At 41.1% G+C, this 21657-nt stretch carries 20 protein-coding genes; 13 read left to right on the top strand and 7 right to left on the bottom strand.

Features of this window, described 5'->3' with window-relative positions; genetic code table 11:
- The first annotated feature begins 167 nt into the window (after positions 1-167).
- The 7 genes from G4P69_RS10990 (at position 168) to G4P69_RS10960 (ending at position 5094) form a co-directional block, all read left to right on the top strand.
- Positions 168-1679, top strand: a complete 1512-nt coding sequence (locus G4P69_RS10990) for a hydroxysqualene dehydroxylase (RefSeq protein WP_208345279.1) — start codon at positions 168-170, stop codon at positions 1677-1679.
- Between the two features lie 72 nt (positions 1680-1751).
- Positions 1752-2027, top strand: coding sequence for a hypothetical protein (locus tag G4P69_RS10985; RefSeq protein WP_208345280.1), 276 nt, complete (start codon positions 1752-1754; stop codon positions 2025-2027).
- Positions 2011-2445: a putative toxin-antitoxin system toxin component, PIN family gene (locus G4P69_RS10980; protein WP_208345281.1), complete on the top strand. Its 435-nt coding sequence runs from the start codon at positions 2011-2013 to the stop codon at positions 2443-2445. Before G4P69_RS10985 ends, G4P69_RS10980 begins: the two co-directional genes overlap by 17 nt.
- Before the next feature lie 127 nt (positions 2446-2572).
- Complete coding sequence (locus G4P69_RS10975; protein ID WP_208345282.1) at positions 2573-3718, top strand: SpoIID/LytB domain-containing protein; 1146 nt, start codon at positions 2573-2575, stop codon at positions 3716-3718.
- A gap of 369 nt (positions 3719-4087) precedes the next feature.
- Positions 4088-4366, top strand: a complete 279-nt coding sequence (locus G4P69_RS10970) for a type II toxin-antitoxin system TacA family antitoxin (protein ID WP_208345283.1) — start codon at positions 4088-4090, stop codon at positions 4364-4366.
- Positions 4359-4877 (top strand): GNAT family N-acetyltransferase, encoded by a 519-nt coding sequence (locus G4P69_RS10965; protein WP_243902931.1) that lies wholly within the window; start codon positions 4359-4361, stop codon positions 4875-4877. Before G4P69_RS10970 ends, G4P69_RS10965 begins: the two co-directional genes overlap by 8 nt.
- 64 nt (positions 4878-4941) lie before the next feature.
- Positions 4942-5094, top strand: a complete 153-nt coding sequence (locus tag G4P69_RS10960) for a tetratricopeptide repeat protein (RefSeq protein WP_313890543.1) — start codon at positions 4942-4944, stop codon at positions 5092-5094.
- 58 nt (positions 5095-5152) lie between these two features.
- Here the strand turns inward: G4P69_RS10960 and G4P69_RS10955 are convergent, their stop codons facing one another.
- Together G4P69_RS10955 and G4P69_RS10950 are read right to left on the bottom strand one after the other, a co-directional pair.
- Positions 5153-5731, bottom strand: a complete 579-nt coding sequence (locus G4P69_RS10955) for a hypothetical protein (protein ID WP_208342919.1) — start codon at positions 5729-5731, stop codon at positions 5153-5155.
- 121 nt (positions 5732-5852) lie between these two features.
- Positions 5853-7151, bottom strand: coding sequence for a hypothetical protein (locus tag G4P69_RS10950; protein WP_208349709.1), 1299 nt, complete (start codon positions 7149-7151; stop codon positions 5853-5855).
- Positions 7152-7365: 214 nt separating this feature from the next.
- On the opposite strand from G4P69_RS10950, the gene G4P69_RS10945 reads away from it, so the two are divergent.
- Positions 7366-9102: a DUF3685 domain-containing protein gene (locus G4P69_RS10945; RefSeq protein WP_208342921.1), complete on the top strand. Its 1737-nt coding sequence runs from the start codon at positions 7366-7368 to the stop codon at positions 9100-9102.
- Between the two features lie 62 nt (positions 9103-9164).
- The gene (locus tag G4P69_RS10940; RefSeq protein WP_208342947.1) at positions 9165-9506 is read left to right on the top strand and encodes a hypothetical protein; all 342 of its coding nucleotides are present in this window, start codon (positions 9165-9167) and stop codon (positions 9504-9506) included.
- 69 nt (positions 9507-9575) lie between these two features.
- On the opposite strand, the gene G4P69_RS10935 is transcribed toward G4P69_RS10940, so the two are convergent.
- From G4P69_RS10935 to G4P69_RS10920, 4 genes are all read right to left on the bottom strand, one after another.
- The gene (locus tag G4P69_RS10935; RefSeq protein ID WP_208342922.1) at positions 9576-11024 is read right to left on the bottom strand and encodes a dihydrolipoyl dehydrogenase family protein; all 1449 of its coding nucleotides are present in this window, start codon (positions 11022-11024) and stop codon (positions 9576-9578) included.
- A 66-nt stretch (positions 11025-11090) separates the two neighbouring features.
- Positions 11091-12200 carry a threonine-phosphate decarboxylase CobD gene (cobD, locus tag G4P69_RS10930; RefSeq protein ID WP_208342945.1) on the bottom strand — a complete coding sequence of 370 codons (1110 nt, stop codon included), beginning with the start codon at positions 12198-12200 and terminating at the stop codon, positions 11091-11093.
- Positions 12201-12214: 14 nt separating this feature from the next.
- Entirely contained in the window at positions 12215-12508 is a 294-nt protein-coding gene (locus G4P69_RS10925; RefSeq protein WP_208342923.1) for an HU family DNA-binding protein, read from the bottom strand.
- A gap of 391 nt (positions 12509-12899) precedes the next feature.
- The gene (locus G4P69_RS10920; protein WP_208342925.1) at positions 12900-13169 is read right to left on the bottom strand and encodes a LapA family protein; all 270 of its coding nucleotides are present in this window, start codon (positions 13167-13169) and stop codon (positions 12900-12902) included.
- A 317-nt stretch (positions 13170-13486) separates the two neighbouring features.
- On the opposite strand from G4P69_RS10920, the gene G4P69_RS10915 reads away from it, so the two are divergent.
- Together G4P69_RS10915 and crcB are read left to right on the top strand one after the other, a co-directional pair.
- Complete coding sequence (locus tag G4P69_RS10915) at positions 13487-14302, top strand: PD-(D/E)XK nuclease family protein (protein ID WP_208342927.1); 816 nt, start codon at positions 13487-13489, stop codon at positions 14300-14302.
- A gap of 280 nt (positions 14303-14582) precedes the next feature.
- Positions 14583-15017 (top strand): fluoride efflux transporter CrcB, encoded by a 435-nt coding sequence (gene crcB, locus G4P69_RS10910; RefSeq protein WP_208342929.1) that lies wholly within the window; start codon positions 14583-14585, stop codon positions 15015-15017.
- A gap of 125 nt (positions 15018-15142) precedes the next feature.
- On the opposite strand, the gene G4P69_RS10905 is transcribed toward crcB, so the two are convergent.
- The gene (locus G4P69_RS10905; RefSeq protein WP_208342931.1) at positions 15143-16813 is read right to left on the bottom strand and encodes a transglutaminase domain-containing protein; all 1671 of its coding nucleotides are present in this window, start codon (positions 16811-16813) and stop codon (positions 15143-15145) included.
- A gap of 497 nt (positions 16814-17310) precedes the next feature.
- On the opposite strand from G4P69_RS10905, the gene G4P69_RS10900 reads away from it, so the two are divergent.
- On the top strand, positions 17311-20175 hold the full coding sequence (locus G4P69_RS10900; RefSeq protein WP_208342932.1) for a cation-translocating P-type ATPase: 2865 nt from the start codon (positions 17311-17313) through the stop codon (positions 20173-20175).
- Positions 20176-20427: 252 nt separating this feature from the next.
- Positions 20428-21549: a DNA replication/repair protein RecF gene (recF, locus tag G4P69_RS10895; protein WP_208342934.1), complete on the top strand. Its 1122-nt coding sequence runs from the start codon at positions 20428-20430 to the stop codon at positions 21547-21549.
- The last annotated feature ends 108 nt before the right edge of the window (positions 21550-21657 follow it).

Genomic DNA, 21657 nt, shown 5'->3' with positions numbered 1-21657 from the left:
ATTAGTGGTGGTTTTCAAGCGCCCAAGGTTTATTCTGACTCCTGACTCCTGACTCCTGAATTCTTAATATATGTTTTTGGTTATACTCTGAAGTCAATATTAACCGCAAGTGCTTTTTGAGCGCTAAAGGTAAGATATGATAATGGAATTAGGAGTCAGGGGATCATATGTCTGAAGGAGAGCAAGCCAAGAAGGTAGTCGTAGTTGGTGCAGGTTGGGCTGGTTTAAGCGCATCTTATCACTTGGCAAAACAAGGTTACGATGTGACACTTCTAGAAGCAGGTTCCTATCCTGGTGGACTAGTAGCAGGTTGGAAAACATCCAAAGGTCGTTCTGTAGAAGCAGGTATTCACGGCTTTTGGTACCCTTACAGCAATATCTTCTCTCTTGTCAATGAATTAGAAATCAGTCCTTTTACTAGCTGGACTCGTTCATCTCAATATTCTCCTGTAGGCTTAGAAGTTGAATCACCGATTTTTCAAAATTTGCCACAACTCCCGACACCTTTAGGAACGTTTCTCTACACACAATTTAAGCGTTTACCATTAATTGACCGCCTTAGTGCTTTACCTTTACTTTACTCGGTTATTGATTTTGATAATTCTGACGAAGCTTGGCGACGTTATGATTCTGTAACTGCTAGAGAATTGTTTAAAGATTTTGGTGTTTCAGCACGACTTTATCGTGAATCTTTTGAACCAATGTTATTGGTAGGGTTATTTGCTCCTGGAGAACAGTGTTCAGCTGCTGCTGCTTTAGGAATGCTTTATTTTTTCATTCTAGCCCATCAACCAAACTTTGATGTTGTTTGGTGTCGAGGGACAGTTGGAGAAAAAATATTTCACCCTTGGATTAAACAGATTGAAAAAGCTGGTGCAAGAGTTTTAGCAAAACACCCAGTTACCGATTTAATTGTGGATAGTAATAATCGAGTTACAGGAGTTATTTGTAATAATGAGAAGTTTGACGCTGATGCAGTGATTTTTGCTGTTGGTATTACCGGTATGAAAAAGATTGTATCCGGTAGTCCAAGCTTACAAAGCCGTGAAGAGTTCAGGAATTTGAATAATTTAGGCGCAATTGATGTTTTAGCAACTCGATTATGGTTTGACAGTAAAATTAATATTCCGCGTCCTTCTAATGCTTGCTTTGGTTTTGATGCAACTACAGGATGGACATTCTTCGATTTAAATGCACTGCATGATGAATATCGGGATGAACCAGGGACAGTTATTGAAGCTGATTTTTATCACGCAAATCAGTTGCTTCCTCTCCAAGATGAACAAATTCTGCCACTCGTTCAACGTTATTTAGGAGTTTGTGTGCCAGAGTTTCAGCAGGCTAAGCTAATTGATAGCAGTGTAATTCGTTTACCTCAAGCAGTTTCTCACTTTGCGCCAGGTAGTTATCAATATATGTTGCCAGTAAAAACCAGTTTTGATAACGTGTTCATGAGTGGTGATTGGATTGTTAACAGCCATGGTTCATGGTCGCAGGAAAAGGCTTATGTTACCGGTTTAGAAGCAGCAAATTATGTAATCTCCTATTTAGGAGAAGGTACACTAGCTCATATTTTGCCCGTTGAAGTAGATGAGATGCATATCCGATTTGCGAGGATGATTAACAAAGCTACACGTCAACTGGGTAAATCTATTTTGCCTGATTTTTTGTTACCATGAGATCACTAAGAATCATAGAGATAAAAATATAAGAAGGTAATTTCAACGTGTTTGTATAGAGGGATAAGAACAATGACACGAGCTTTAGTAGTTCAGGTTACAGCAGAAGGACAGTTAGAAATTCCACCCGAAGTACTATCTAGTCTTCAGCCTGGTGACGAATATTACCTTTGGCAAGAGGACGACATGCTTGTTTTTAAGAAAATTCAAAAGCCTAATGGTCTATCTTGTCTTTGGCAAAAGCTAGACGAACTTGGGACTGATCCAGAACAACCTTCAATGGAGGAGATTACTGCAATGGTTAATGAAGTCAGGCGTAAAATATCAAACAATGAAAATTTTACTTGATACGAACGTCTGGATATCTGGTTTGCTATGGGGCGGTAATCCTAGAACAATTATTGAGTTTGCTCAAAAAGAAATAATTACTCTTTATACTTCTTTATCCTTGCTTCAAGAACTAGAAGAAACTTTAAATTATCCTAAACTACAGCCTCGTTTACAAAAGTTAGGGATAACGGCTAATTATCTACTATCAGAAGTTAAACAAATAAACCAATTTTGCCAACCTTTACCGCTTTCCCCAATTCCTGAGTTAAGGGATCCCAAAGATAAAATCCTTTTTGAGACGGCGCTCGCTGTTCCTGTAGAAGTAATTATATCCGGTGATAAAGATTTGCTTGTACTAGTAGAATACCAGGAGATTCATATCTTGTCAGCATCTGATTTTTTAATCCGCTATCTTGATAAATTACGCATACTGTAAGCCTTGGATGAGTATATCCTTTTGATTGAGATTTTAGTATTGTCATCTTGCCTACTATTGCTATAAATGGGGAGCAAGAAATACCTACTGCTCGTCGTTGTTCAAAAGCCGTGACTAGATTATCAGCATGAAATTCCAACTGTTTTTAACCGCGTTATTTTCCAAAATTAAAGGACGCCATTGGTGGCTTGGTATTCTTTTGTGGAGCATTTTAATCGCTCCAGCGCAAGCTTCTGTGATTCTGCGTGTGGCAATTCAAAATGGAGTGAATCAAGTCAAAGTTGGTAGTTCCACAACTGCATCTGTCAAGGATGGTAGCGGTCGTAGTTTAGGACAGTTACCAGGAATGAGTTCCTTTTATGCTCAAGCTGTTCCTGGGGGAGTTGCTTTAGATAGTTGGCGATCTGGTCTGTTTTGGATTGAACCAACAGGTAAGGGATTTGTTTACATTAACGATCGCTGGTATCGAGGTAGAGTACTCGTCATCCCTACCGCAAAAGGTTTAGCTGCCGTTAACTGGGTTGATTTAGAAGAATATCTCTATAGTGTTCTCGGTGGCGAAGTGGACGCTGCTTGGCCTGTAGAAGCACTGAAAGCCCAAGCAATAACTGCCCGCACATTTGCCCTATACGAACGCGAAAGACAGCGTACTAATCCTATTTACGATCTAGGTGCTACACCAGATCACTGGCAAATGTACAAAGGCGTCATGAGTGAAGCTCGTAGTACTTACGCGGCTGTTGATGCTACAGCAGGGCAAGTACTAACCTACAAAAATAAGATTATTCTCTCTGTCTTTCACAATTGCTCTGGTGGGCATACCGAAAATGTGGAAGATGTTTGGGGAAGCGCTGAACCCTACTTACGTGGTGTACAAGACTTCGATCAAAATGTCAGCGAATGCAAATGGGTAAAAACCTTCTCCCCTGCGGAAATTAGCGCTGATATTCCTGGTGTGGGCAATGTCCAGCAGATGATTCCAGCAAGTTTTTCTCCCTTTGGCAGTGTGACAGCCTTAAGAATTATTGGTGATAAAGGCGTTAAAGATTTAAAAAGAGAAGATGTACGAACTGCACTCAAGCTCAAGAGTACCCGCTTCACAATTAGTAAGGCTCCAGATGGCAGTTTCGTCCTTCAAGGCAGTGGTTGGGGTCATAGTATAGGTATGAGTCAGTGGGGAGCGTACAATCTAGCTAAACGCGGATACAACCACCTGCAAATTCTGAACTATTATTACCAAGGCGTTGCTCTAGCCCCAATTCAGGTTAAGTAGGGGTTAGGTGTTGCTGAAATACATCTCGGGCGAACAGCGTTCGCCCTTACTCTACCTGAGGCGCAGCTTATTGCCCATTCCCAAACCCTCTAGAAATTGGCGAACCAGGAGTTCTTGCTTAGTAAACAACGCTTATTCGACCGTGTTGGCGATGTTCAGGTTTAGGCTTTACTATGATTTCAATATCATTGCCAAGCGCATTCAGAAAGGCTAAAAAGTTCCAACTACGCAGAATTCTCCCGAATTTGCGCCGCGAACCCAGGGTTTTGGGTAATACAATTGTGGGTAGTTATTTATACTTCCGATTCTATTGTCAGGACAATGTGTGTATGATAGCTTTTAGTTATTGTTAGAGATAGCTAAAAAAAGATGAGTACTTTAAATGAATCCAGGACAGAACGGATAGATATCCGCACTAGTTATAAGGTTAAAAAACTTTTACAACAGGCGGCGGCGGCTAATCACAAAAGTGTTAGTGAATTTTTACTAGAGCATGGTTTGATTGCAGCGCAAGAAACACTAACAGATCGCCGTCTTTTTGTCTTGGATGATGAGCAGTGGCAAGCTTTTCAAGCTGCTCTCGATTCTCCACCACAAGAAAAGCCTCGTCTGGCTCGCTTATTGAGGGAGCCAAGTGTCTTTGAATAATTCATTACCCTTGGATAAACCTTATATTGAAAAATTATCGCCTGAACACAATGTTAAAAGTTTTAATTGTGGAAAGGCGGCTCTAAATAAATTTCTGACAGATTATGCTTTACAAAATCAACGCTCTGATAGCTCTACAACTTACGTAGCTATCTCAGATGGGATTGTAATTGGCTATTATAGCCTCACTGTAGCGTCTGTTGCTCATAAAGATGCTCCAAGTCGGATTGTAAAAGGACTACCCAAGTATCCAATTCCTGTGGCACTTTTGGCACGTTTAGCAGTTGATAAAGACAACCAGGGAAAGGGTATTGGCAAAGGTTTATTAAAAGATTGCTTAAAACGTGTTCATGCAGCTGCTGATATTATTGGTATTCGTGCGTTACTTGTTCATGCTAAAGATGATGAAGCACGGGAATGGTATGAGCAATTTGATTTTGAAAGTAGTCCAACTGATCAATTACATTTGTTTTTAATGTTGAAAGATATTCGTAAAATTTTAAATGGTTAGCAAAAATGAAAGCTGTTCCCCATATATTAGGATAAGCCGTTAAGAAAAATTATCTGGAACGGTAATCGCTCCTACTCTACCTGAAGCTCTACAAGGTGAAGCCATTGCTCTGAGTAATTTAGGTAACGCTTACTACTCGTTGGGACGATACCAACAGGCAATTCAGTTTCACCAACAATCATTGAACATAGCTAGAGAAATCGGCGATCGCCCTTGACCAAAATGTGTTTTAGCAACTGATAAAAAATTAACAAGTAACACAACATCATCAACGCTTATATCAGCTTAATGCCGTACAAGCCCGGATCAGCATCATCACCCAGAAGAAGCTCACGACTACTCTTGACACCTGTACTTTTACAGAGGTTTGCAAAAGGCTGCAAACTCTCTAATCTAGCTAACAATTCACTCAAAGTATCGAGATATTCGGCAACAGCAATTTGCTGGTATATCCATTTTGTGTCAAATCTTTGCCGAGCAGAATACATCTCAAACTCTACTTCAGCGAAATTTTTTTTTCGTTTTATTTCGTTTTTCGATAAAGATTTATCCACAGAAGAAATATAAGCTATTCTATCCACCCTTTCTGGCGTTATATGTTCCTTAAAAATAGGAGCAGCAAAACGATAGGCAGTAGCAATTTGTAAAAGCTCATTACCTAGTAATGAATCTGCCCACTTAATAGCAATATTTCTAAAGCTTATAACTTCCCTATCCAGCAAATTCTGCGCATCGTCAACTTGCCCATATTCTAACAGGAGATGAGCTTCTATTGCAGTTGCTACTGCCCAGCCTTGAATAGCGACATCCGTAATTAAGATCTTGTCTGCTTCTAGAACAGGTTTCTCTCGCATCGCTATACACAAGAGAAGAAATTTGTGCAGTAGGTAAGTCCTTAAATTTCAATATATAGCTGGTCTTTAACATACCATAGAAGCTATAGAGGGTCATTATGCTCTTTGAAAAAACTTTACATTAAGGAATGTCATTTCCACGCTCTAAGCGTCTTTGCCATTCCTCGTCAAGTTTGGCAGAGCGCTCTACTTCCTGTTCTAGTAAATCGGTTTCAGTAGAGTAAGCTAAGTCTTTGCTGGTGATGACTTTTTCTTGTGCAAATTCGTTGGCGTAGGCAATTTTTCGGCGTAAAGAACTATCAGCACTTTCTAATACTTCTGCTCGAGAACGGCGATCGCTATTACGTGCAGCAATTTTTTTATTGCGCCCCTGAATCCAGAAATAGCGGATTAAGGGAATACCCAAGAAACCTGCTCCATAACCCAGCAGCAACCAATAAATGCTTTGTACAAAAGCGACTAGTCCACCTATCTGCGCAGCTACCACACCATTTTTAAGCAAATTTCCCAGCACTAAAGCTCCAACAAAATTGACAACTCCTAACCCGCCACTCAAGAGATTTTGCCCTGAAGTTGCTGTACTAAAACGCCAAAATGATTCTTCTAGATAACTTGAAAAAGGCTGGTGACGTTTATTTGCTGCTCTCACCTGCAACTCTGGAAAGTAATAGATAATCTGTCCCTCTTGACTTACTGCTGGTTGCCCATTAAAGCGAGTTAGCACAGGCAGCATATAATCTTCATACTCTTTTGAGTACCCTGTACCAATATCATCGAGATAGGGAGCAATTTGTTCAGCTACAACTGCACCTCGGTTATAACGAATCACACTAGCAATTTCTTGCCATCGGCGTTCTTCTAAATTTGCGTTAGGATTCCCATCACCGAACAGAAACGAAAAAACTGCTTCAAAAAAATTTAGCTCACTTTTCTCTCTCCGTCTTCTTTGCTGGCGTTCTTCGTAGTTTGGGCTAAGATACCAAAATAAATCTGGGAAGTAAAAGAAGCAAAAACCGCCACTTGAATGACTGCTTCGGCTATTATCGTCACGATCTGAGTTCATGCTCATGATAATAATAAAGATCGTGACAGTTATTAGAAGTATAGAAAGAATTAAGAAAATCCCAAAGGAAATCCGAATTAAGTAAAATAGGATGCTCCAGATCTTTTTCCACCATTCCTGCAAGCGCAATTGAAAATATTTATTGCGCAAAATCCCTTGCAAGTTCTTAGGAAACAGGTACACGATATCACCTGTATCACTCACCTGTAAATGTCCCCCAACATCTGAAGCAAGGGCTAATAACCCTTGATTCGCCTCCGCCGCATTCAACCCTGACTGTGTTACCACATCCCCAAGAGTAACGCGATAACCCAGTTTTTCAACAGCTTGCATAATGGTGGTTTTTATAGGTTCCATAAGACCTCAAGCTCCTTTCGGAGAGCTATTATCAGTCTAGATGCTCTCCCTTAGCTCATTGTAGCAATGGCATTTCCATAACAAGGCTAATACATCTGTAGTCGAGATACATTAAATAACACTCTAGAGGAATAAGGATTTCCTATTTTAGGAAGTTTAAAAATTGAACAGGACTGCTATATATGTAATGAAGTAGACTACAAACAACACATGCGTGAAATTATTGTTAGTTGACCAAGACCCCATCTTTCGTTTAGGTTTACGGGTAGCTCTGCAAGAACTGCCTAACTTACAAGTCATCCTAGAAGCAGAAACATATACAGATGTGTTGCGTATTCTAGCAGAAACTACTGATCAAGACGTAGCAAGGTTAAATTTAGTCATTCTAGAACTAGGCAACGTTCATTCCACTTCTAGCCAACAGATGGGTTTACAACTCTGTCAGCAACTAAAAACTCAGTACCCAAACCTCCCAATTTTACTGCTCAGCTCTCTCCAAGAGCAAGGAATACTATTGGCAGCAAAGGCTGTAGGTGTGGAGGGTTATTGTCCTAAAGGTAGTCCTATTTCTGAATTAGTCACAGCTATACAAGAAGTTATAGCAGGGCGCTCTTATTGGTTTGGGGAAGTAGGAAGAGAACCAAACACAAAGAAAATCGTTTCTTCTCCTACCTCGAAAAATGCCAAGCTTCCTTTCGCTAAGCTACGGAATGATTTGCATGTGTCAGCGGTTAGTTATATTAATACTGCTTTAGCACAAGTGACCAAAAAGTTACAAGTCCCTGGATTACCAGTGCTAGATCAAGCAATCTTAGCTGGTAGGCGACGAGAACTCGTTTCGGCTCGTTGGCTTCTTAATCAGGTTTTGGCTTCACCAAACCAAAACGAACCAACAGCAATAATGCAGGATGTTGCATCTCTAAAGACAAATCCTGTTAAAAATTCTACAGAGCCACAGATACAGGACTACCCTTCTTTATTAAGTGCTAAAGCTCTGCAAGCAGGATTATTTACATCTTGTATTCATAAGCTTCAATTTAATTTATTAAATAATGTAACTAATGTTCCTTTAGAAATCGACATTCTACGGGTAGATAAAAAACGAGATTTACTTTATACCATTCTACAGAAACTTGTAAGTATATTAGAAGATAAATCTCTATCTCAATTAGAACATCACCAAGTATTTAAAATAAAAAATAATTTATTACTAGACATATGGCAAGCAGCAACCACAGAATTTTTTGGTAAATTCTCTGTCGTGCCAGTGGGTGAAAGTCAGTTAGAAATTGTTCCTTTTTTACTACAAGATGCTGAGATAGTGCGAACAGAGATTTTGAATAAAATCCCTTTGATAAACGAGTTACTTTCTTATTTATTGTTTAAAACTGATTTACGTGTGGATAATATGTTATACATCGCAGATGAAGTTGAAGCTAAAGAACAAGGATTAATGATCTTAGAAAATTTGTTAATTCAAATCGGAAATGCTGTCATACAGCCGCTACTCAATAAATTAGCAAATGTAGAAGAGATTAAGGAAAATTTTTATAATCGTCAAATGCTTTCTACACGCGAAATTGAACGATTTAGAAATAACTTATCTTGGAAATATCGTATGAGTAATTATATAACAGAGCCAAAAGCAATTTTTGAAAGTCGTCATGAGCTATTTGTATTTGCACCTCGGGGTATTGCTAAAGTTTCGATTTATGCTCCGCGTAATCAGGAGTTAGAACAACTTACAGGGATTCCACTAGTGATAACTTTGTTCTTAGAATTTCGTGATGCGATCGCGCCACGATTACAGTCACTCTTATCCTTCTTTGGTAAGGGTGTTGTTTTCGTTCTTACCCAAATAATTGGTCGGGGTCTAGGTTTAATCGGCCGTGGAATTCTTCAAGGAATTGGAAATGCTTCGGTGGTAGAGAAGAAGAATAAAAAGTTATAATGGATATGATACCTGACATTTAGATGTTCAAATATAGCTAGTTTAAGTTAGAGTAATTTCATATGATGACTTTGCAAGAAATTATTAATTCTATTAAGAGTTTGCCATCAGAAGAACGAGATTCTTTATTTGATCTTTTGCGTCAGCAAGGAATTGATAATCCGCAGCTTGAGATTTTGGTTAATCCTCATGAGGTGATACATCCCTCTAACGAAGGTACAGTAGAGAGGGGAACCATTGATGATGCGAGCGCTGATTTATTAAACGAAAAACAAACAAAATCTGAGGGTTTTTGGGATATGACTTTACGATTTAGAGAAAGGATGCAACAGGAGAACATTACTTTTGATGATGTAGATTTTACAAACCTTCGTGACATTTACTCGATTTTTCATTCAAATTAGATAGATGGTTGACTGCCGAAGTAGCCACCAAGACTGACGAGCAAGCAAGGGATGTAATTTTAGATAACTTTATATATCCCAATTGCGGCGACAAAGGAAGAAGCTTTGTAGAAAATCCTGTAATGCAACATTACTATTAAATTGTCGCTGATTCCAATCCTGTGCAGTCTGCTCAAGAATTTCCGAAAAACTAGGATAAACGGAAGATAAATTGGCTAGATGCTTGACCTGAATTTTTTGCGCGATCGCCAAAGCAATGATATTAATCAGCTCTCGTGCTTCTCCTCCGAAGACAGTAGCACCTAAAATTAATCCATTGGGCAAGGTAATTAATTTACAAACGCCTGTGGTTTGGTTGGTGACTTGGGCGGCTGCCATTGTTTTAAAATAATGCTGCAAAACTATAACTTCATCATGACTGTACAGGCGTTTTGCTTGCGCTTCTGTTAAACCTACTTGCGCTAGCATAGGGCGAGTAAATATTCCCCACGGAATAGATTGATAATTAACTTTAAACCTAGGAAAAAACAGAGCATTTTTAACAGCGATTTTGGCTTCATAATTAGCAATATTAGGGCAGTCATAACCTCCTATTACATCACCACAAGCATAAATTCGGTGGTTAGTGGTTTGTAGTTTGTCATTCACCAACACACGAGACTGATTCCATTTAACGTTTACCCCCGCCAAATTTAAGGATTGAATATTCGGTTGTTGTCCAGTAGCGACGACAATTTCATCAGTTTCAATTGCCTTATCTCCTGCCTGTAACCACTTCTTATCATCAATTCTTCGCACTTGAGTAACTCGGGTATGGGTAAAGACACGCACACCCTCAGCCTCCAAATGGCTGCGAAGTAAATGGGCTATTTCTGGATCAATGTGAGACAGAATAAATGGGCGATCAACTATTAACGTTACGCTGCAACCCAACCTAGTTAAAGTTTGGGCAAGTTCAATGCTTTGAGGAACACCGCCAATAATTGCCCAATTTTTAGGAGGTGTATGACTATCTAGAGACTGCCAAATATTGGATAAGGTTAGAAAGCCGGTTTTTTGTAGTCCTTCAATTTCTGGAATGAATTGAACGGAAGTAGCAAGCAAATAGTTGCGTGCGCGTAAAACACGGCTGTTAGTAGCAAATGACAAACGGGGGGACGATTGAAATTCGCCACCACCAACAATAACATCGACTCCTTTGGCAGCTAGGATAGCGAGTGAATGTTGTTGTTGCAAATTAGAAACAGTAGCATGAGCATAGAGGTTTGCTTGGGATATATCTACGGATAAAGCATGAGGCTTAAATACTGCAGCTTCACTAATTTGTTCGGTGAGATTGGCAATTTCATTAAAAATTTGGTGATAAATTAACTCATAGGGTGTGTGAGCAGAGTATAAGAGCTCACTGGTATCGGGTTCTACCAAGGCAACCTTGGCTTTTAGTTGAGTCGCAGTAAGGGCGGCATAGCGTCCAGCAAGACTGCCGCCAATAATCACAACATCGTAGTCAACGGTCATCACTAAATCACCAATAATTAAAAGTCAATAGTCAATAGTCAAAAACTTTAAGCTTGAAACTCTCGACTATTGACTAAGAACTAATGATATGGCTTTTAGTAAACGCTGGTTATCGGACTTTGAACGTACAGCTACTCGAAAGTAGCGATCGCTCAATTGAGGAAAACTCAGGCAATCACGAATGAGAATTTGGTGATGCTTGAGTAATTGTTGCTGTAACTCTGAACTAGAGCTTTGTGATTCCACTAGTAAAAAGTTAGCAGCACTATGAAAGGGTTGTAATCCTGGTAAACAGGTTAAACCCTCAAAAAGTTCACTTCGTACTTGTGGCAGCCACATCCAGGTTTGTGCCTGAAAATCCCTATCTTCAAGAGCAGCGATGGCAGCGGCTGCTGCTAGGGTATTAACAGGCCAAGGATCACGCCACAGCTGCCACTGTCGCAATCGATCAGGATGAGCGATCGCGTACCCCAGTCGTAGACCAGGTAGACTGTAGAATTTGGTTAGCGATCGCAAAATCACTAAATTTGGGTATTCCTGCACAACTTCGATCAGGCTTTGTTCCTGATCTTCAGGCAGAAAATCCATAAAAGCTTCATCTACGACGACTAAAGCAAATTCCTTAAGGTACGGCAAAATCGCTGAGCGCGCAAATAGCGTTCCCGTTGGGTTGTGAGGATTATTTATGAGTAAGCCACACTGTTGAGTGTGATGAGAGAGAGATAGGGAGGATAGAGAGGGGGGAAGACAAACAAACGAGCAAGACATTGTTCTTCCTGCTGCTGCTACCCCAAAATCAAGGAGAAACTCCAGTACTTTGGCATTGTATGCCGCCAGCGTCCGGTAGTAATCACCAAAGGCTGGAGTTATTAAAGCTGTTGCACTTAACTGTGCCAACTCCCTACCGGCCAAACTAAGTAATTCCGCCGAGCCATTTCCCGGCAGAATCCATTCAGGCGGCAGCTGATGGAACTGACCTAAAGCAAGTCTCAAAGCACTGTAATCAGGGTCTGGATAGTGCCTGAGATTGTCCAATTGGGACACAATGGCGGCTATAGCGCCGCTTGGTGGTCCCAATGGGCTGATGCTGGCAGAAAAATCCAGAATTGCACTGGGGGGGCAACCAGCTAGTGCTGCTGCCCAAACTAAATTTCCCCCATGTACAGGCTGCCGCATCATCAAAGAATGTCCTAGGACACAGGTTCTTTTGGGGGTGCTACCTTTTCTCTAAAAAGCTTCCCAGCAGAGAAGGCGGGAACCTTGGTTGCTGGAATTTCCATCTTTTCGTTGGTTTTTGGGTTGCGACCTTCACGAGCTTTACGTTCTCGTGATTCAAAAGAACCGAATCCAACAAGGGTGACTTTATCACCAGAGGAAACAGCTTCGATGATGATTTCGATAGCCGCAGTCAAGACTGCATCAGCTTGTTTTTTGGTAACACTAGCCTTATCAGCTACAGCATCAACCAATTCACCTTTATTCATGTCAAACTCCTAGTGGTTTACTTGATATGGTCATCAGATGCCTTGTGTGCATCTATACGTAAATCTCTGTCTAGAGATTTACAAAAGTCACTTCCGATGAGTATTTTTGCCTAAAATGGCTGCAACTCCCATCAGTTCAACTTTTCAATGAATCATTCTAAGGTGTTGTAGCCGGAAGTGGATAGATGAAACCATTAATTTATATAGATTTCAGGATTTCTCCTTTCCATCAGCCCATTTTTGAACAAAAAACTACTTTCTAAGCAAGAAAAATACTTAGTAAAAACCCCTGTTATTAGGGCAACAAGGGATGATAACGAAGTAATTAGTCTTTTTTGGGTAAGAAGCGCAGAATATGGCATTTTACCCCCTCTTAAGCCTTAAAATTTTTTTACTCATCAACAAAAAATTCATTATCGTCTTCTAATTGCTCACGGCTTTGCCTTGATCCAGCAACACCCCAAAGAGGTTGTAGGAGCGCCATCCCGATAATCCCCACCCCAGCACTAAACGCCAATAATAAACCCACTGGGATTTGTATCGACTCAAAGGTGAGAAATTTTAAACTCACTGGCGCGGCGTTTTGTACTGAAAGCAGTGCGATCGCCATTACCCAAAAAGCTACAATTATGGATATCAAAAGATTAGCAAGTGTTTTCATCAGTCTTAGTAAGACTTTACGTTGTAGGCGCGGAGTTTTACCCTAACATCCGAAGTGCCTCTAAATATTTGCCACAATAGTATGATTGACACTCCTACATACAAAAGGAGTAGGATACTTGAACTCAGACTACCTTCTTAAAGCTGCCTTATTCAATATCTCACACTCTGATACGCCTAGTCTCGCGACTATTGTGTATCTCACAGAACTTCTCCCTGATTATATCACTGTCGGATAAGACTTTTAAGCGGTAGCTAGACCGCATTCAAAGCGGCGTTATTTCTCTCTTCTATAATTTTTCTCACTGATTTCCTGCAATGTCAAGCCCTGAATCGCCTTTTGCCAGTTATTACCTTTGGTCTTTAGTCGCCCCAGTGGCAGAGCAACAACGTTGGCATTGTCAGATGAGAAGGGGATTTACTAAAGCGCGGCAACACGAACCACAGGTCAAAGCCCTTTTGGGAAAGGCAACTCCGTCCCAACGCATTGGCTTACTGGCACAAAAAGGTGTTTATGAGTTTCACCACCATAGACATCTTTTGAAGCAGGCAGACGGTGTAGAAAAAATTGGACAGTTACTAAAATTAAGTGATTCTACTGGTGAAGTTCAGCAACGTGTGCTGCAAATTTTGAAAAATTATCACAATGATCCATTGCTTTCAGGTAAACGTATCGTCCTCTTAACTCGCGGTGATGAAGGCTTTCCCAAACCGATTGTGATCGAACATCAAGATTATTACTTCCGCCTATATGCTGCGATGGACTGCGTTTTCTCAGAGCCCGATAGCACTTTGCATATTTTGGACTTTAAAACTGGTAAATCTACTTTTGATAGACGACAAGCACTAGTTTATCTGCTAGCGGCTCGTTATCTTTACCCAAAACATCAAGCGATCGCTTCATTCTATAATTTAGAATTCCGTAAAAAATCTGAGTTAATTCACGTTAGCAAGAGCGAGTTAGACTCTATAGAGTTTGAGTTAGCTCATGTTGCCCAAAAGCACCAACAGGATTTACAAAACTATCACCAAAGAAGCAGCAATTTTAGTAAAATTTTTCCGCCCAACCCAGGGTATCACTGCCGCTTCTGCCCCTTTAATTCTATCTGCGATTTTTCAATGTTTAAGTCTTGATAAACACAGAAATTACAATAATATCTTTCCATTTTCGTTTTATAGAAATTGCCTCTATATCGGCTTAATTTTATGAATAAAAAATTAATTTATCGACTAATTACATCTTCTGGGAAATCTATTGAAACTGCTCGCCAACACTACGATATCTTTATTGAAAAACTTACCCAACTTCGGAGCTATAATACTGGAAACTGAGTTTTTTTAGGGTAGCCTATCTTGGGGGCGACACTTTTTTAAACATAAATATTTTAGTAATTGAAGAGCGATTTCAAAAAACATGCTAACAACTTTTTTGCATAAAACCCTAGGTTTATTAAGTTCTACAAATCCAAACCTTCGTGCTCCTTTGGCAATTATTTTGGGAGCGATTCCTGGTGCCTTAAGCCGTTACTACCTAACATTACTATTTGCTAGATGGCTTGGCACTGGATTTCCTTATGGCACTTTTTTTATTAATGTTACAGGTGCTTTTATAATGGGCTTTTTTGTGACATTCACGTTAGATCGAATGCTTACTTCTCCTGATCTACGACTATTGGTTGCTGTTGGGTTTTTAGGATCTTACACAACTTTTTCTACTTATGCTTTGGATACTTCTGCGCTGCTAAAAACAGGTTCTCAAGGATTGGCGCTAACTTACTGGCTAGGTAGCGCCCTGATGGGGTTTGTAGGTTTAGAAATTGGTAGTTTTTTAGCAAGGAAGATACCTTGAGCAGGGAGCAGGGAGCAGGGAGCAGGGAGGAGGGGAAGAAGGAAAAAATTGCTTTGAGACTTCTGAAGTATATATCCCAATCCCCATGCCCCATGCCCCATGCCCCATGCCCATTGCCCATTGCCCTAAAAGGGTTCTAATTCTTGAAGAATTGTAAAGCGAATGTGATTAATCGCTAACTCTCCTATTGAAATCTCTTCTTTTGTTACCCGTTGACCTTTACTTGTCAAAATTTCAAAAGGGATTCCTTTACCAATTTCAATGTGATACCAGCATAAGCCCATAAAAAACCTTGTGGGATATGGTCCCCCACCACCAATATCATCAGGATTTGATTCCATTGGTAACCAGCCAAAACCAGGTATATAAAATTCCAACCAAACATGATTAAAGTCTGGTTGTAGAGGAATATGTTGGTATTCGGCGTAGGGTGGACATTTGTAGCGCCCCACGGTACGACAAGGGATACCATTTAAACGCGAGAGTGCAAGTAGAACACCCACATACTCTCCGCAAGAACCAACGCCTCGTTCTAAAACAATATCTGGGGTGTCAATATGAGGTTTTATCCCATAAGACAATTCGTCGTAGACGTAATTGCGGATGTTATACATTTTCCGTAGTAAGTTGGTTTCAGTACCAATTGCTTCTTGGGCAGCACGGAGAACAATGTCACTATCCATTGCCAAGTCGTCATTATCTTCCAGGTAACGGGTTTGAAATTCTGGTGAAATCTCAGGAAGATCTTCTACATCTCTTGGGCTGAGGCGATATTTAATCCCCCGAACTTCCAAAACAGCCTTCCATCCAAACAAATGGCGTTCGCCTGGAGTGAGATAATCAAATTTAAATACTGCTACACGCTGCCCATCTACGATTTTTTCTGTAAAAGGTAGACCAACAGGTTCAACGTGCCGCACTTTTTGACGATCAGTTTCTGAAGGTAGGGCGATGAGCCATTCTACATCTGTTAAATAAACTTCTTCTAATGGTGAAATTTCCTCTACATAGGACATTTCAATAAGATAGCCATTGGAAAGGGCGTAGTGTTGCTCTGGATTGTGATGATAATGCAGGGGGTGAATAAACGTGCGATCGCGGTAAGTTAGTTCATGATTGGGATCAGCATTTGGGTTATCCCGAATATAGGGTTCCTCAGAAGCATAGGCGACGTATAAAGTTTCTTTGCCTGTATCTGTATTTTTGTGTACTGCTATCCCTCTAGGAGCTTCAAATGGCGTCAACACACTGAACTGTACTTCTCCTGTTGCCCTGTCAATGCAGTAAACTGTTTGTTCAAGTGCGTCGCAAACCCACAGGGTTTCTTCTGTAACTGCCAAATTTTCCATCCCTAAACCAGGAGCATAAAATTTGGTAATTTGCTTGCGTGTATTACGGTCAAAAATCAAAATACCGCCTAATTTTTGACAAGTGACATATACTGTTGATTCCCAAACAGCAATACCATCAGCACTATAAGGCAAGGTGACGAAATGCTCTAAGCCTAAAGTAGCCAGCTTGCATAAATAGATACTGTTACCCCTTGTCACCCAGAGGGTATCTTCCCAAATTGCGAGACCGGTAACATCTGTAAAATCTCTTACTTGGTGAATATTGACAATTTTTGTGTTATCTGTTGCAGGGTCAATTTCCAATAAATGCCCTTTCACTGTGTCTATAGCAATAACTTTATCTTTGATGAACGCGATCCCACCAAGGGCAGCTGCACTAAGCGGTCGGATTGTTTTGTGACCAAACATCAGGCTAGATGGAAAACTAACGATTGTAGAAGTCATATTAAACTTATTTACTTAACGATTTAACACACTTGGAATCAATTGTGAAATATCTTTGATAGCAGTCCTGCTTGATTCTTGAGTTGACTGGTGTAGATAGGGAACTCAGGAAAAAGGAGTCAGAATTCAGGAGTCAGGAGTCAGAATCGGTAGAGATTCAAGCTCCTAAGCAGTCATATATCCATGATTATTATCAATATTTTGTGATAATAAATTTGCCTAAAGTAGTAATAATTACGTATTGTGTTCCCAAGATAGAATTCTCAGAGCTTGCAGTTCTAAATAATACTTAGATAAACTGTTTTTCTTGCGCTATTTTTGTCAACACCCAGAGTGATGTATTTCCTGAAAGTCTTCTTAAAGTAAGGGTATTCCCCTGCTCAAGAGATCGTTGGTCCCGGGTTCATCTTCCCTACTGCCTATTTCCTCATCACTATTCCCTGTTCCGTTTTAATGAACTATGATCAAATGCTGTAACCCTTGCTTTAACCCATACCATGTCTGCTCACTCTTTGCCTGATTCAATCGTTGTTTGGCATAGCTTAGAAGTTGATAGCGCACTAGAACGGCTTGCAACAAATGCAGAAACGGGTTTGAGCCACCAAGAAGTACAACGGCGGTTACAAGAATATGGTCCTAACGAACTACAGGAAACTCGCGGACGCAGCACCCTAGATATTTTGGTGGATCAGTTCAAGAACGTTATGTTATTGATGCTGATCGCCGTGGCTATAGTTTCCGGCGTTTTAGATCTGCTAAATTGGCAACAAAAACTGGCAAAAGGCGAACTACCGTTCAAGGATACGATCGCTATCTTAGCAATTGTCATCCTCAACGGGATTCTTGGTTATGTTCAAGAAAGCCGTGCAGAAAAAGCGCTAGCAGCTTTGAAAAAACTTGCTTCGCCTATTGTGCGAGTCCTTCGCGAAAGCCAGTTATTAGAAGTAGCAGCGAAGGAACTGGTGCCAGGGGATGTGATGCTGCTAGAAGCAGGCGTTCATATAGCAGCAGATGGACTCTTACTAGAACAATCTAATTTGCAAGTGCGGGAGTCAGCACTTACAGGTGAAGCTCACCCAGTAAATAAACAAGCATCAATTCATTTACCAGAAGATACAGGAATAGGAGATCGCGTTAATTTAGTATTTCAAGGGACTGAAGTTATCCAAGGACGAGCCAAAGTTCTAGTCACTAACACTGGAATGAAGACAGAACTAGGGCAAATCGCTGCCATGTTGCAATCAGTGGAAAATGAACCTACCCCCTTGCAACAAAGAATGGATCAGCTTGGTAAAGTCCTAGTGACCGGTTCTTTAGTTCTGGTGGCCATTGTTGTCGTTGGTGGTATTATCCGCACAGGAGGCTTCAGCGAATTACAAGAACTGTTGGAAGTTTCTTTAAGTATGGCGGTAGCTGTAGTGCCAGAGGGTTTACCCGCAGTTATTACTGTTGCATTAGCGTTAGGAACACAACGCATGGTGCGTCGCAATGCTTTAATACGTAAACTACCAGCTGTGGAAACTTTAGGGTCTGTAAGCACAATATGCTCTGATAAAACTGGTACGCTGACTCAAAATAAAATGGTTGTACAATCCATTTCGACTCTAAACTGTCAGTTCAGCGTTACAGGCAACGGTTACAACCCTATAGGCGAGTTTCAATTTCAATGTAGGAAAGTTCAACTACACGACTATTCAGAACTTCAAGCATTACTAATAGCCTGTGCTTTGTGTAATGATTCAGTGCTGCAACAAGAAAAAGGTGAATGGAAAATTCTGGGAGATCCCACAGAGGGTGCATTACTGACGCTAGCCGCAAAAGGAGGTATTGAGCAGGATCAGTGGCAAAGTAAGCTACCGCGCGTCAGCGAATTTCCTTTTTCTTCTGAACGCAAACGCATGAGCGTGGTTTGTCAGGTTGAGCAAGTAGAAACAGGCGTCTCTCCTTTGACAGCGGTTGATCCGCTCATTAGTAACTTGTTGAAATCTGAAAGTTACTTAATGTTTACCAAAGGCTCTCCTGAGTTAACTTTAGCTCGTTGTACGCACATCTATATAGGCACTGGTACTATTCCTTTAAATGAGCAACAACGCCAAAGCATTTTGTCCCAAAATGACCAAATGGCAGGTAATGGTTTGAGGGTTTTAGGTTTTGCGTACAAACCCTTTAGTGATATTCCACCAGAAGGTTCAGACGAAACAAGTGAACAACAATTAGTTTGGTTAGGACTAGTAGGAATGCTGGATGCACCGCGTCCAGAAGTAAGAGCGGCGGTGCAAGAGTGTCGAGACGCAGGAATCCGTCCTGTGATGATTACTGGGGATCACCAGTTAACAGCACAAGCGATCGCAATTGATTTAGGGATTGCAAAAGTGGGCGATCGCGTCCTCACAGGTTCTGAGCTACAACGGATGAGTGACCAAGAACTAGAGGAAAACGTTGACTTAGTTAACATCTACGCTAGGGTTGCGCCTGAACATAAACTACGAATTGTTCAAGCACTACAACGGCGAGGTAGATTTGTCGCCATGACAGGCGATGGTGTAAACGATGCTCCAGCCCTCAAACAAGCTGACATCGGTATTGCTATGGGTATTACTGGTACAGACGTCAGCAAAGAAGCTAGCGACATGGTACTACTTGATGATAATTTCGCCACTATTGTCGCCGCAACTAAAGAAGGTCGAGTTGTTTACACTAATATTCGCCGCTTTATCAAATACATCCTTGGTAGTAATATTGGCGAAGTTCTTACCATTGCCGCAGCACCAATACTATTGCCTATGGGAGGCGTCCCACTCACACCGCTACAAATTCTTTGGATGAATTTAGTGACAGATGGTTTACCAGCACTAGCGTTAGCTTTAGAACCTCCTGAACCAGATGTGATGAAACGTCCACCTTTTAGTCCCCGTGAGAGCATTTTCTCGAAGGGTTTAGGGTCTTACATCATCCGCATTGGTATTGTCTTTGCTATCATCACGATTATCCTTATGGAGTGGGCATATCATCATGTGCAAATTGTCAAGGGTCCAGGACTAGATCCAGATCGGTGGAAAACCATGGTGTTCACGGCTTTGTGTATCGCTCAAATGGGGCACGCGCTAGCAATTCGCTCAAACACCCAATTGACAATACAAATGAATCCTTTTTCAAATCTTTTCGTATTAGGATCTGTTCTCTTAACAACAATTTTGCAGCTAATGCTAGTTTACATTCCACCCTTACGAACTTTTTTTGGCACTCACTGGCTAAGTCCAACTGAGTTAGCTATTTGTTTTGGGTTTAGTGCTCTGATGTTTGTTTGGATCGAACTAGAGAAGCTATTCTTGCGCTTAATTGGTAAAGGGCATAGGGCATAGGGCATAGGGCATAGGGCATGGGGCATAGGGCAATGGGCATTGGATAAGTGGGTAATTGGCTATTAAGGACTGAGTATCTACTAGCTTAAGAGAGTACCGCTTCTTATCCTGTATCCCCCTGATCCCCTACCCCATTCCCCGTGACTCATAAAACCTTACCCCATGCCCCGTGCCCCGTGCCCCGTGCCCCATGCCCCATGCCCCGTGCCCCATGCCCCGTGCCCCATGCCCCATGCCCCGTGCCCATTGCCTATGTACCTCCAAACCCTTCTTTTGAGACAGTTTCGCAACTATAACGAGCAGATGGTTGAGTTTACTGCTCCGAAGACGATTTTGGTAGGTAATAACGCTCAAGGGAAGTCCAATCTCTTGGAGGCGGTGGAATTATTAGCAACATTACGATCGCACCGCATGGCACGAGATCGCGATTTAATTCGAGACGGAGAAGCGATCGCCTTACTTTACGCAAAACTAAAACGACAAACCGGGATTAGTGATCTTGCTTTAACTCTACGGCATAACGGTCGCCGCACTGTTACTCTAAATGGTGAAAATCTTCGCCGTCAAATGGACTTTCTTGGTGTTCTCAACGCCGTACAATTTTCCAGTTTGGATTTGGATTTAGTACGTGGTGGTCCTGAAGGTCGCCGTAATTGGCTGGATACGCTTTTAATTCAACTCGAGCCGGTTTATACTCATATTTTGAAGCAGTATAACCAAATACTAAGACAGCGCAATGCTTTTTTGAAGCATAATATAGAGACTTTATCTGCAACGTCTCTACAATCAGAATTAGCTGTTTGGGATGCACAATTAGCTACTGCGGGTACCCGAGTAATTAGACGACGAGATCGCGCTATTAAGCGATTAGCTCCTATTGCTACCGATTGGCACTCTAGTATCAGTGGTAGCACAGAAATTTTGCAAGTTAAGTACTCACCTAACATCCCTTTAGAACAAAACCATCCAGAACAGGTACAGCAAAATTTTTTAGCAAAAATTCAGCAAAGGTCTGTTGCTGAGTTGCACCAAGGTACTACTCTTGTCGGTCCCCATCGCGACGAAGTAGAATTAATTATTAATAATACACCTGCCCGTCAGTACGGTTCTCAAGGTCAGCAACGAACCTTAGTGCTAGCCTTAAAACTAGCAGAATTACAACTCATTGAAGAAGTTGTGGGAGAACCACCACTTCTACTCCTTGATGATGTTTTAGCTGAACTTGATTCATCGCGCCAAAATCAATTACTTGACGCTATTCAAGATCGTTTCCAAACCCTGATTACTACCACCCATTTAAGTTCTTTTGATTCCCAATGGTTAAATTCCTCGCAAATTCTTTCTGTTAAAGGAGGAGAAATATTACAAAATTAGTTAGCGAGATCTTAGCAGGGGAACCAGGGGGAGCGGGGAATAAGAAATACGAGGTACTTGGTTTTTTCACAAAGGATTTGGAAATATAGATCAATCCTAAACTATGCG

The sequence above is a fragment of the Aetokthonos hydrillicola CCALA 1050 genome, assembly GCF_017591665.1.
Taxonomy (GTDB): domain Bacteria; phylum Cyanobacteriota; class Cyanobacteriia; order Cyanobacteriales; family Nostocaceae; genus Aetokthonos; species Aetokthonos hydrillicola.
This window is presented reverse-complemented; position numbering and strand designations above follow the sequence as displayed.